The 12256-nt window shown below is 55.5% G+C and carries 10 protein-coding genes; all 10 read left to right on the top strand.

Annotated features, from left to right (window positions below):
• Window positions 1–883 precede the first annotated feature (883 nt).
• The 10 genes from ilvI to mraY all read left to right on the top strand — a co-directional run bounded on the left by ilvI (window position 884) and on the right by mraY (window position 12255).
• On the top strand, window positions 884–2608 hold the full coding sequence (gene ilvI / locus J2X14_RS08290; RefSeq protein WP_352410749.1) for an acetolactate synthase 3 large subunit: 1725 nt from the start codon (window positions 884–886) through the stop codon (window positions 2606–2608).
• 2 nt (window positions 2609–2610) lie between these two features.
• Window positions 2611–3102: an acetolactate synthase small subunit gene (gene ilvN / locus J2X14_RS08285; RefSeq protein WP_352410748.1), complete on the top strand. Its 492-nt coding sequence runs from the start codon at window positions 2611–2613 to the stop codon at window positions 3100–3102.
• Between the two features lie 194 nt (window positions 3103–3296).
• Complete coding sequence (gene cra / locus J2X14_RS08280; RefSeq protein WP_352410747.1) at window positions 3297–4301, top strand: catabolite repressor/activator; 1005 nt, start codon at window positions 3297–3299, stop codon at window positions 4299–4301.
• 547 nt (window positions 4302–4848) lie between these two features.
• Window positions 4849–5307, top strand: coding sequence for a division/cell wall cluster transcriptional repressor MraZ (mraZ, locus tag J2X14_RS08275; protein WP_352410746.1), 459 nt, complete (start codon window positions 4849–4851; stop codon window positions 5305–5307).
• Window positions 5308–5309: 2 nt separating this feature from the next.
• Entirely contained in the window at window positions 5310–6248 is a 939-nt protein-coding gene (gene rsmH, locus J2X14_RS08270) for a 16S rRNA (cytosine(1402)-N(4))-methyltransferase RsmH (protein ID WP_352410745.1), read from the top strand.
• A complete protein-coding gene (ftsL, locus tag J2X14_RS08265; RefSeq protein WP_352410744.1) occupies window positions 6245–6565 on the top strand; it encodes a cell division protein FtsL in 321 nt (106 codons plus the stop codon). Before rsmH ends, ftsL begins: the two co-directional genes overlap by 4 nt.
• A gap of 15 nt (window positions 6566–6580) precedes the next feature.
• Window positions 6581–8347, top strand: a complete 1767-nt coding sequence (gene ftsI, locus J2X14_RS08260) for a peptidoglycan DD-transpeptidase PBP3 (protein WP_352410743.1) — start codon at window positions 6581–6583, stop codon at window positions 8345–8347.
• Entirely contained in the window at window positions 8334–9821 is a 1488-nt protein-coding gene (gene murE, locus J2X14_RS08255; protein WP_352410742.1) for a UDP-N-acetylmuramoyl-L-alanyl-D-glutamate--2,6-diaminopimelate ligase, read from the top strand. Before ftsI ends, murE begins: the two co-directional genes overlap by 14 nt.
• On the top strand, window positions 9818–11179 hold the full coding sequence (gene murF / locus J2X14_RS08250) for a UDP-N-acetylmuramoyl-tripeptide--D-alanyl-D-alanine ligase (RefSeq protein ID WP_352410741.1): 1362 nt from the start codon (window positions 9818–9820) through the stop codon (window positions 11177–11179). The genes murE and murF overlap by 4 nt, the downstream gene beginning before the upstream one ends.
• Window positions 11173–12255, top strand: coding sequence for a phospho-N-acetylmuramoyl-pentapeptide-transferase (mraY, locus tag J2X14_RS08245; protein WP_352410740.1), 1083 nt, complete (start codon window positions 11173–11175; stop codon window positions 12253–12255). Before murF ends, mraY begins: the two co-directional genes overlap by 7 nt.
• Window position 12256 lies beyond the last annotated feature (1 nt).

The following is a 12256-nucleotide window of genomic DNA, read 5'->3' as shown; positions in this document are numbered from 1 at the left end:
AAAAAACCCGCGCATCGGCGCGGGTTTTTTCGTTTTGTTAGCCTGAATCAGTGATTGATTCCGCCCACAAGACTACCGCGCAAGTGATATGCGTTTAGTAGTAGTCCAAGTAGACGAGAGGAATGAATCATTGAATCAGGCTCCATAAATGTTTGTGCTGTTTTTATTGGTACTTGATCGCATCAGGGATGTCAACCCTGACCGCCGTTACGATTTGCATAAAAAGCGCTGATGAAACAGAGATAAATGCCACAGCAGGGAATATCAGCAGAATATATGATATTTCTACGGTTTTGCTTGAAATCTTTATTTTAAAATCAATCACTTAATTATTTATAAGCTGCGGGGCGCTTGAATGATAAGGCGTTATTAATACCAGGGAAGAAATTTTTATGCCGAAGCGTTGCCGCATTCGCCAGATAAAATAGCAAATCAACCGAATGCAGCAGAATATCCCGCCAGTGTTATTTTCTGGCTTTTTTCTTTAGCGGAAAGGGCAACAAGAAAAAAACTAACAATGATAAGTTTTCGCTATGGATAAACCGATGCGCAGCATAATGCGCTGATATTAAGCGGCAGCTTCAGCGTTTTTTCTGCCGAATGGCGCGGTTAACAGCGGAATAAAGAAAACCAACTTAACGTTGCCGACAAGTTTGGGGTTTACCCAACAAGATTTCTGCGGTTATGGTAATTATCCAAAATTAAGATAAAAATCTGCAAGGGCTTTATTCCCCCTGTACCTGCCCCTGAAAATGCATTTCAGGGTTTGAGCATTAACACACTGTTTAACTCTGCGTAGAGCCATCGCCAGGCGCTGGTCCGTTGCGCGGTGATGGTCGGTAACGGCCTGAGTAGAGAGCAAACTGAAAGCCGGGAGGCAAAAATGGAGATGTTATCAGGAGCTGAGATGGTGGTCCGATCGTTAATCGATCAGGGCGTAAAGCATGTTTTTGGTTACCCCGGCGGGGCAGTGCTGGATATCTATGACGCGCTACAAACCGTGGGCGGTATTGACCATGTCCTGGTGCGTCATGAGCAGGGCGCGGTGCATATGGCTGATGGCTACGCGCGCGCCACGGGCGATGTCGGCGTGGTGCTGGTCACTTCCGGCCCCGGCGCAACCAACGCCATTACCGGCATCGCCACCGCTTATATGGATTCGATTCCGATGGTGGTGCTGTCCGGCCAGGTTCCTTCTTCGCTTATCGGCTACGATGCCTTTCAGGAGTGCGATATGGTGGGCATTTCCCGTCCCATCGTGAAGCACAGCTTTCTGGTAAAGCAGACGGAAGAGATTCCGACCATCATCAAAAAGGCATTCTGGCTGGCTGCCAGCGGTCGCCCTGGCCCGGTGGTGATCGATCTGCCAAAAGATATTCTTAGTCCTGCCAATAAGCTGCCCTATGTCTGGCCGGAAAGCGTCAGCATGCGCTCTTATAACCCGACCACCCAGGGGCATAAAGGGCAGATTAAACGCGCGGTTCAGGCATTGCTGGGCGCGAAAAAGCCGGTGATGTATGTGGGCGGCGGCGCAATTCTTTCCGGCTGTGATGAAGAGCTGCAAACCCTGGCGGAAAAACTGAATTTACCGGTCACCAATTCGTTAATGGGGCTGGGCGCGTTTCCGGGCACGCATCGTCAAAATCTGGGGATGCTGGGCATGCACGGCACCTATGAAGCCAATATGACCATGCATAATGCCGACCTGATTTTTGCCGTTGGCGTCCGTTTTGACGATCGCACCACCAACAATCTGGCGAAGTATTGCCCGAACGCCACCGTGCTGCATATTGATGTCGATCCGGCAACCATTTCCAAAACCGTGGCGGCGGATATTCCGGTGGTGGGCGATGCGCGTCAGGTGCTGCAACAGATGCTGGAGCTGCTGCCGCAGGGCGAGACGCCGCAGGATTTCGATAGCCTGCGCGACTGGTGGCAGAGCATCGAAGGCTGGCGGGCGCGTAAATGTCTGGAGTTTGACCGCAACAGCGACAAGATCAAACCGCAGGCGGCGATCGAAACGCTCTGGCGTTTAACCAAAGGCGGAGCGTATGTGACCTCCGATGTCGGCCAGCACCAGATGTTCGCGGCGCTCTACTATCCCTTTGAGCGACCGCGCCGCTGGATTAATTCAGGCGGGCTCGGCACCATGGGCTTCGGTCTGCCTGCGGCGATCGGCGTGAAGCTGGCCCTGCCGCAGGAAACGGTGGTGTGCGTGACTGGCGACGGCAGTATCCAGATGAATATTCAGGAACTCTCCACCGCGCTGCAATATAACTTGCCGGTGCTGGTGCTGAATCTCAACAACCGCTATCTGGGGATGGTGAAGCAGTGGCAGGATATGATCTACTCAGGTCGTCACTCCCATTCCTATATGGAATCGCTGCCCGATTTTGTCCGTCTGGCTGAGGCTTACGGCCACGTCGGCATCTCGGTTTCTCATCCCGCAGAGCTGGAAGAGAAAATGGCGCTGGCGCTGGAAACGGTAGCGCAGGGGCGGCTGGTGTTTATGGATGTTAACGTGGACGGCAGCGAGCACGTTTACCCGATGCAGATTCGCGGCGGCAGTATGGACGAAATGTGGTTAAGCAAAACGGAGAGGACTTAATTATGCGTCGTATTTTATCGGTTCTGCTGGAAAACGAATCTGGCGCATTGTCCCGCGTGGTCGGGCTGTTTTCGCAGCGCGGCTACAATATTGAAAGCCTGACGGTTGCGCCGACTGAAGATCCTACGCTGTCGCGCATGACTATCCAGACCGTTGGCGATGCAAAAGCGCTGGAGCAGATTGAAAAACAGCTCCACAAGCTGGTGGATGTGCTGCGCGTCACTGAGCTGGGGCAGGGCGCACATATTGAACGGGAAATCATGCTGGTGAAAATTCAGGCCAGCGGCTATGGACGTGAAGAGGTAAAGCGTAGCGCGGAGATCTTCCGTGGGCAGATTGTTGACGTCACGCCCACGCTTTATACGGTTCAGCTTGCCGGCACCAGCGATAAGCTGGATGCGTTTCTGCACACGCTGCGCGACGTCGCGGAGATTGTCGAAGTGGCGCGTTCCGGCGTGGTAGGCGTTTCACGCGGCGACCGCATTATGCGTTAACGCTTGCTCCTGGTAATCCATTCTGTTGCTAACCCAGCGTTCTGCTGGGTTTTTTTATTTTCTGATTCGCCTCATTTTTGCCGTTAAAAGCGGTTGCCCGCTGGCGTTTTCTGCGGTTAGATGTAAAAAAAACTTATCCTTAGCCATGCTGCGGCTATTAAGCGACGGCATGACATTACCGATGTGGAGTGATTGTGAAACTGGATGAAATAGCGCGTCTTGCCGGCGTGTCGCGCACCACTGCCAGCTATGTCATCAATGGCAAGGCCCGGCAGTATCGTGTCAGCGACAAAACCGTTGAGAAAGTCATGGCCGTGGTGCGTGAGCATAATTACCATCCAAATGCCGTCGCAGCCGGACTGCGAGCCGGTCGAACGCGCTCGATCGGGCTGGTGATTCCTGACCTGGAAAACACCAGCTATACGCGCATTGCCAACTATCTGGAGCGCCAGGCGCGGCAGCGTGGCTATCAGCTGTTGATCGCCTGTTCGGAAGATCAGCCGGACAATGAAATGCGCTGCATCGAACATCTGTTACAGCGTCAGGTCGATGCCATTATCGTCTCCACCTCTTTGCCGCCGGAGCATCCCTTCTACCAGCGCTGGGCAAATAACGCCCTGCCGATTATTGCGCTGGACCGCGCGCTGGATCGTGAACACTTTACCAGCGTGGTAGGTGCCGATCAGGAAGATGCGCAGGCGCTGGCGGCTGAATTGCGTCAGCTGCCGGTAAATAACGTGCTCTATCTCGGCGCGCTGCCGGAGCTGTCGGTAAGCTTCCTGCGTGAAATGGGCTTCCGGGAAGCCTGGCGTGACGACCCGCGTCCTATCGATTTTATCTATGCCAACAGCTTTGAACGCGTGGCGGCTGCGGCGCTATTTGAAAAGTATCTGGACGATCATCCGATGCCTGATGCGCTGTTCACTACCTCTTTCGGCCTGTTGCAGGGCGTGATGGATGTGACGCTACAGCGTGAGGGGCGTTTGCCGACCGATTTGGCTATCGCCACTTTTGGCGATCACGAGCTGCTCGATTTCCTTGAATGCCCAGTGTTAGCGGTAGCGCAGCGTCATCGCGATGTGGCGGAGCGCGTACTGGAATTAGTGCTGGCAAGTCTGGATGAACCACGCAGGCCAAAACCGGGCTTAACCCGCATTAGGCGCAATCTGGTTCGCCGCGGGAAATTAAGCCGTACATAACCTGAAGCGTTAATTGTAAAGGCAGCACCGCTGCCTTTTTTACATATTTAAATACTTTTGCTTTTAAAATCGCCAATAATAAAGCAAGTGCTTATTTCCAGGCGTTCTGAAGCCATATTAAGTAAATTAAAGTAAAGCAGCCGCGCACTTTTATCGCGCAGAATGGCGTTTAATTCTTTTTCTCCACATCGACTTCATCGCCATGCCAGCCGCTGTGCGCACTTACACCGCGCGGGGCTTATCAGAATGCCCCGAAAATGTCGCCTGTGTCGCAAAGCGTTGCCCTGCCTGAAAGCAAATGAAAAGTGTATTATTTTTGCCCGTTTTTATTTCCGTTCTGATTTTTTTACCACTATTCATTAGTTTATTTTTTCACGAGCCCGCCGAATAAGTTCATTCTTAACTTTTAGCCTTTTTATTGCTTAAGAAATAATTCCGCTTCGCCCATTGCGTGGCTTGACAATGATTTCCTCCGCTCCGTAAACTCCTTTCGTGGGAAATTGTGGGATAAAGTGGCAAAAAAGGGTAACTGAGGGCATTAGCTGACATGTTTCGTGGCGCCACCTTAGTCAACCTCGATAGCAAAGGGCGGCTGGCCGTGCCTACGCGTTATCGCGAAACGCTGATTGAGGAGTCGCAAGGCCAAATGGTATGCACCATTGACCTTCATCAGCCTTGCCTGCTGCTCTATACCTTACCCCAGTGGGAAATCATTGAACAAAAATTATCTCGCTTATCCAGCATGAATCCTGCTGAGCGCCGCGTGCAGCGGCTGCTGTTAGGACATGCAAGCGAATGTCAGATGGATAGCGCAGGGCGCTTGTTGCTGGCCGGTACGCTACGCCAGCACGCCAGTCTGACAAAAGAAGTGATGCTGGTTGGACAGTTTAATAAGTTTGAACTGTGGGATGAACAGACCTGGTATCAACAGGTCAGGGAAGATATTGACGCTGAGCAATCCGCTCAGGAGCCGCTTTCAGAGCGGTTGCAGGACTTGTCGTTATAACTATGGATAATTTTAAACATACCACGGTGCTGTTGGATGAAGCTGTCAACGCGCTCAATATTAAAGAAGATGGCATTTACATCGATGGCACATTCGGTCGAGGTGGGCACTCACGTCTGATCCTTTCTCAACTGGGAGAGCAGGGCAAACTGTTTGCCATCGATCGCGATCCGCAGGCGATTGCCGCCGCCGCTGCCATTGACGATCCGCGCTTCAACATTATTCACGGCCCGTTTTCCGCGCTGGCGGATTACGTTGAGGCTCGTGATTTAACCGGCAAGATCGACGGTATCTTACTGGATTTAGGGGTTTCTTCGCCGCAGTTGGATGATGCCGAACGCGGCTTTTCTTTTATGCGCGACGGGCCGCTGGATATGCGTATGGATCCAACGCGCGGGCTGTCAGCCGCTGAATGGCTGTTACAGGCGGAAGAAAGCGATATCGCGTTTGTGTTGAAAACCTATGGCGAAGAGCGTTTCGCCAAACGTATCGCGCGCGCGATTGTGGAACGAAATCGTCTGCAGCCGATGACCCGCACCAAAGAGCTGGCGGAAGTGATTGCCGCCGCGACGCCGATAAAGGACAAGTTCAAGCACCCGGCGACGCGCAGCTTTCAGGCGATTCGTATTTGGGTTAACAGCGAGCTGGAAGAGATCGAGCAGGCATTAAAAGGCGCGCTGGTTGCGCTGGCGCCCGGCGGACGTTTGTCGATCATCAGCTTCCACTCGTTGGAAGATCGCCTGGTGAAACGTTTCATGCGCGAGCAAAGCCGGGGACCGCAGGTGCCGGCCGGACTGCCGATGACCGAAGCGCAGCTACAAAAGCTGGGCGGTCGTCAACTGAAAGCGCTGGGTAAAATGATGCCGGGTGAAGCGGAAGTGGCCGAAAACCCACGGGCGCGTAGCTCTGTGCTGCGTATCGCGGAACGTAACGCATCATGATCGGCAATGAGCGGCACAGTCTGCCAGGCGTTATCGGCGGCGATCTGCTGCGGCACGGTAAAATCCCGCTGCTGTTGCTGATTGCCGTGCTGATTTCAGCCGTGCTGGTGGTCACGACCGCGCATAAAACGCGTCTGCTGACGGCACAGCGTGAACAGCTGGTTCTGGAACGTGACGCGTTGGATATTGAGTGGCGCAACCTGATCCTGGAAGAGAACGCGCTGGGCGACCACAGCCGCGTAGAGCGCACGGCAACGGAAAAATTGCAGATGCAGCATGTCGACCCGGCACAGGAAAATATCGTGGTACAGCAATAAGGAATCCCGGACTCCATGAGATCCGCTACCAAAGCGCTTAAGTTGAAAAAACAGGAAGATCAGGCCAGCTTTGTCAGCTGGCGTTTTGCGTTGCTGTGCGGCGGCATCTTCCTTGCGTTAACCGGATTACTGTTGCGTGTGGCTTATTTGCAGGTCATTAATCCCGACCGGCTGGTGCGTGAAGGCGATATGCGTTCTCTGCGCGTTCAGTCGATTCCTACCGCGCGCGGTATGATCACCGATCGTGCCGGCAGGCCGCTAGCGGTTAGCGTACCGGTTAACGCCATCTGGGCCGATCCTAAAGAGCTGCACGATCACGGCGGCATCACGCTCGACAGCCGCTGGAAAGCGCTTGCCGATGCCCTCTCTGTTCCGCTCGATCAGCTGGCTAATCGCGTTAACGCCAATCCTAAAGGCCGCTTTGTCTATCTGGCGCGCCAGGTGAATCCGGCGATTGGCGACTACATCAAAAAGCTTAAGCTGCCAGGCATTCACTTAAGGGAAGAATCCCGCCGTTACTATCCCGCGGGACAGGTGACCTCTCATCTTATCGGTTTTACCAATATCGATGGGCAGGGCATTGAAGGGGTGGAAAAAAGCTTTGATCGTTGGCTCACTGGTCAGCCGGGCGAAAGAACGGTACGTAAAGATCGTTTTGGCCGCGTGATTGAAGATATCTCTTCGGTGGATAGTCGGGCAGCGCATAACCTGGCGCTGAGTATCGATGAGCGTTTGCAGGCGCTGGTTTATCGCGAGCTGAATAACGCCGTGGCCTTTAACAAGGCGGAGTCGGGCACCGCGGTACTGGTTGATGTGAATACCGGCGAAGTGCTGGCGATGGCTAACAGCCCGGCCTATAACCCAAACAATCTCGGCAATACGCCGAAAGATGTGATGCGTAACCGCGCCATCACCGACATTTTTGAACCCGGTTCAACGGTCAAACCGATGGTGGTGATGACGGCGCTGCAGCGTGGCGTAGTGCGGGAAAACAGCGTGCTGAATACGCTGCCTTATCGCGTCAACGGCCATGAAATTAAAGATGTGGCGCGCTACAACGAATTGACCCTCACCGGGGTTCTACAGAAATCGAGTAACGTCGGCGTTTCCAAGCTGGCGTTAGCGATGCCCTCCTCAGCACTAGTGGAAACATATTCACGCTTTGGACTGGGCAAACCAACCAATTTGGGGTTGGTTGGGGAAAGCAGTGGCCTGTATCCCCATAAACAAAGGTGGTCCGATATTGAAAGGGCCACCTTCTCATTTGGCTATGGGCTGATGGTTACGCCGCTACAGCTGGCGCGCGTGTACGCCACCATCGGCAGCTATGGCATCGTACGTCCGCTCTCGATCACGAAAGTCGATCCGCCGGTGCCGGGCGAGCGCGCCTTCCCTGAAGCGCTGGTGAAAACCGTGGTTCATATGATGGAAAGCGTTGCGCTGCCGGGTGGCGGTGGCGTCAAAGCCGCAATCAAAGGTTATCGTATCGCCATCAAAACCGGGACCGCGAAAAAAGTCGGTCCTGATGGCCGCTACGTAAATAAATATATCGCCTATACCGCTGGCGTCGCGCCTGCCAGCCATCCGCGTTTCGCGCTGGTGGTGGTGATTAACGATCCGCAGGCGGGTAAATATTATGGCGGTGCGGTGTCGGCACCGGTATTTGGCGCCATCATGGGCGGCGTTCTGCGCACCATGAATATTGAACCAGATGCCTTGCCGACCGTTGAAAAGAATGACCTGGTCAACAACAAGAAAGAGGAATCAAGTGACAGATCGTAACTTGCGCGACTTACTGGCTCCGTGGGTGCCTGGCGCGCCGGAGCGTCCGCTTCGGGAAATGACACTGGATAGCCGCGTCGCGGCGTCCGGCGATCTGTTTGTGGCCGTCGCGGGCCATAACGTTGATGGGCGACGTTTTATTCCTCAGGCCATCGCGCAAGGCGTTGCGGCAGTGATTGCCGAAGCGGCAGGCGAGGCGGAGGATGGTGAAGTTCGTACCCTGCATGGCGTACCGGTTATCTATCTGTCGCAGCTGCCGCAGCGGCTCTCGGCGCTCGCAGGGCGCTTTTATCAGCAGCCTGGCGAAAAGCTGCGCTTAATCGGCGTCACCGGCACCAACGGTAAAACCACCACCACCCAGCTGCTGGCGCAGTGGGCGAATCTTCTCGGCGAAACCGGCGCGGTGATGGGAACGGTAGGGAATGGGCTGTATGGTCACCTGATCCCCACGGAAAACACCACCGGCTCCGCAGTTGATGTGCAGCATGAGCTGAACGCGCTGGTGGAGCAGGGCGCGACGCTGGCGGCGATGGAGGTCTCCTCTCACGGCCTGGTGCAGCATCGCGTGGCGGCGCTGCCTTTTGCCGCCGCGGTGTTTACTAACCTGAGCCGCGATCATCTTGATTATCATGGCGATATGACGCGCTATGAATCTGCTAAATGGCTGCTGTTCTCTGAGCATCAGGTTGGCGCAGCGATCGTGAATGCCGACGACGAAGTCGGGCTGCGCTGGCTGGAAAAGCTGCCTGATGCGGTCGCCGTCACTATGGCCGATAACGTGCTGCCCACCCAACATGGTCGCTGGCTGAAAGCCACCGACATTCACTATCACGATAATGGCGCAACCATTCGTTTCGCCTCCAGCTGGGGCGACGGCGAGCTGGAAAGCCGCCTGATGGGCGCTTTCAACGTCAGCAATCTGCTGCTGGCGTTAGCCACGCTGCTGACGCTTGATTATCCGCTGGATCAACTGATTGCCAGCGCTCGTCAGCTGCAGCCGGTTTGTGGTCGGATGGAAGTATTTAGCGCGCCGCATAAGCCGACGGTGGTGGTGGATTATGCCCATACGCCGGACGCGCTGGAAAAAGCGCTGGAAGCGGCACGGCTGCATTGCAAAGGCCAGCTCTGGTGCGTCTTTGGCTGCGGTGGCGATCGCGACAAAGGCAAGCGTCCATTAATGGGCGCCATTGCCGAACAGTTCGCCGATATTGTGGTGATCACCGACGACAACCCCCGTAGCGAAGATCCCGGCGCGATTGTTGAAGACATTCTTACCGGCTTACTCGATCCGGGCCGCGCCCGCGTCATGTCGGGACGTGCGCAAGCGGTCACCAACACCATTATGCAGGCCGGGCCGCAGGATATCGTGCTGGTAGCGGGTAAAGGGCATGAGGATTATCAAATCGTTGGTAATCGCCGCCTGGACTATTCCGATCGGGTGACCGTCGCGCGTTTACTGGGGGTAATGGCATGATCCCTGTTTCCCTGGAAACCCTGGCGCAGATTACGCATGGCACGCTCATCGGCCGTGATTTAACCATCGCGGATGTCACCACGGATACGCGTAAGGTCAGTGCGGGCTGTTTGTTTATCGCCCTGAAAGGCGAACGTTTCGATGCCCATGATTTTGCCCGTGACGCCGTTGCCAACGGCGCGGCAGCATTATTAGTAAGTAAGCGCTTGCAAATTGATGTGCCGCAGGTGGTGGTAAGCGATACGCGTATCGCTCTGGGCGAGCTGGCCGCCTGGGTGCGTCAGCAGGTTGCTACCCGCGTGGTCGCGCTCACCGGCTCGTCCGGTAAAACCTCAGTCAAAGAGATGACCGCCGCGATTCTGCGTCAGTGCGGCGAAACGCTTTATACCGCCGGTAACCTGAACAATGATATCGGCGTGCCGCTGACGCTGCTGCGGCTGACCACTGCGCATCAGTATGCAGTGATTGAGCTGGGCGCGAACCATCAGGGCGAAATCGCCTGGACCACCAGCTTAACGCGCCCAGAAAGCGCGCTGGTCAACAACCTCGCCGCCGCGCATCTGGAAGGGTTCGGCTCGCTGGCTGGCGTCGCGAAAGCCAAGGGTGAAATCTTCCTCGGCCTGCCCGCACAGGGTACGGCCATTATCAATGCCGACAGCAACGATTTGCCACGCTGGCAGACCCCGTTAAGCCAGCAGCGCGTCTGGCAATTTTCCGCCGCCGAAGGGGCCACCACGGACTTTCACGCCAGCGATGTGACGATAACGTCGCAGGGCACGGCTTTTACGCTCCATACGCCACAGGGTGCAGTCGCGGTGCTGCTGCCGCTGCCGGGACGTCACAATATCGCCAATGCGCTGGCCGCCAGCGCATTGGCGCTGTCGGTGGGCGCGCCGCTTACGGCGATTGCGCAAGGGTTAGCCACGTTGCAGGCGGTGCCGGGACGTCTGTTCCCGATTACGCTCGGTGCGCAAAAGCTGCTGCTGGACGACAGCTACAACGCTAACGTTGGGTCAATGACCGCCGCCGCACAGGTGCTGGCGGATATGCCAGGCTACCGCGTGATGGTGACAGGAGATATGGCGGAGCTGGGCGCGGAAGAGGTGGCATGCCACCGTCAGGTTGGCGAGGCTGCCCGCCAGGCCGGTATCGATAAGGTGCTAAGCGTCGGTTCGTTAAGCCAGCATATCAGCGATGCCAGCGGCGTTGGCGAACACTTCAGCGATAAAGCGTCGCTGAGCGCCCGTTTATGCGCGCTGATTGCTGAGCATCAGGTGATTACCGTTTTAGTTAAGGGTTCTCGTAGTGCCGCCATGGAGCAGGTAATACAAACCTTACAGGAGAAAGGAACATGTTAGTTTGGCTGGCCGAACATTTGGTCGCTTTTTATTCCGGCTTTAACGTCTTCTTGTATTTGACGTTTCGCGCCATTGTCAGCCTGCTGACCGCGCTGTTTATCTCATTGTGGATGGGCCCGCGTCTGATCGCCTGGCTGCAAAAATTACAGATTGGTCAGGTAGTGCGTAGCGAAGGGCCGGAGTCGCACTTCAGCAAGCGCGGCACGCCCACCATGGGCGGCATCATGATCCTGACCTCGATTACCATTTCGGTATTGATGTGGGCTTACCCGTCGAACCCATACGTCTGGTGCGTGCTGACGGTGCTGATTGGTTATGGCATCGTGGGCTTTGTGGATGATTACCGCAAAGTGGTGCGTAAGGATACGAAAGGGCTGATCGCCCGCTGGAAATATTTCTGGCAGTCGCTGATCGCGCTGGCGGTAGCTTTCGCCATGTACGCTATCGGCAAAGACACGCCAGCGACGCAGCTGGTGGTGCCGTTTTTCAAAGACATCATGCCGCAGCTGGGGCTGCTTTATATTCTGCTTTCCTACTTTGTGATTGTCGGCACCAGCAACGCGGTTAACCTGACCGACGGGCTGGACGGCCTGGCAATTATGCCCACGGTGTTTGTTGCCGCCGGTTTTGCGCTGGTCGCCTGGGCTACCGGCAACATGAACTTCGCCGGTTACCTGCATATCCCTTATCTGCGCCACGCCGGTGAGCTGGTAATTGTCTGCACCGCCATCGTAGGGGCCGGGCTGGGCTTCTTATGGTTTAACACCTATCCCGCGCAGGTCTTTATGGGCGATGTCGGTTCGCTGGCTTTAGGCGGCGCGCTCGGCACCATTGCCGTGCTGCTGCGTCAGGAGTTCCTGCTGGTGATTATGGGCGGTGTGTTTGTGGTTGAAACGCTGTCGGTGATTCTGCAGGTTGGCTCGTTTAAGCTGCGTGGCCAGCGCATTTTCCGTATGGCACCCATCCATCACCACTATGAACTGAAAGGCTGGCCGGAGCCGCGCGTCATCGTACGTTTCTGGATCATTTCGCTGATGCTGGTGCTGATTGGCCTGGCAACCCTTAAGGTGCGTTAAC

The organism is Mixta sp. BE291 (genome assembly GCF_031457955.1).
In the GTDB taxonomy this organism is placed as follows: domain Bacteria; phylum Pseudomonadota; class Gammaproteobacteria; order Enterobacterales; family Enterobacteriaceae; genus Mixta.
The sequence above is the reverse complement of the archived record's forward strand: the minus strand, read 5'-3'. Positions and strand labels throughout refer to the sequence as shown.

Excerpts from the sequence above, each read along its gene's own strand:
- ilvI (WP_352410749.1), top strand. The coding sequence starts at position 884 with ATGGAGATGTTATCAGGAGCTGAGATGGTGGTCCGATCGTTAATCGAT.
- ilvN (WP_352410748.1), top strand. The coding sequence starts at position 2,611 with ATGCGTCGTATTTTATCGGTTCTGCTGGAAAACGAATCTGGCGCATTG.
- mraZ (WP_352410746.1), top strand. The coding sequence starts at position 4,849 with ATGTTTCGTGGCGCCACCTTAGTCAACCTCGATAGCAAAGGGCGGCTG.
- rsmH (WP_352410745.1), top strand. The coding sequence starts at position 5,310 with ATGGATAATTTTAAACATACCACGGTGCTGTTGGATGAAGCTGTCAAC.
- ftsL (WP_352410744.1), top strand. The coding sequence starts at position 6,245 with ATGATCGGCAATGAGCGGCACAGTCTGCCAGGCGTTATCGGCGGCGAT.
- ftsI (WP_352410743.1), top strand. The coding sequence starts at position 6,581 with ATGAGATCCGCTACCAAAGCGCTTAAGTTGAAAAAACAGGAAGATCAG.
- murF (WP_352410741.1), top strand. The coding sequence starts at position 9,818 with ATGATCCCTGTTTCCCTGGAAACCCTGGCGCAGATTACGCATGGCACG.
- mraY (WP_352410740.1), top strand. The coding sequence starts at position 11,173 with ATGTTAGTTTGGCTGGCCGAACATTTGGTCGCTTTTTATTCCGGCTTT.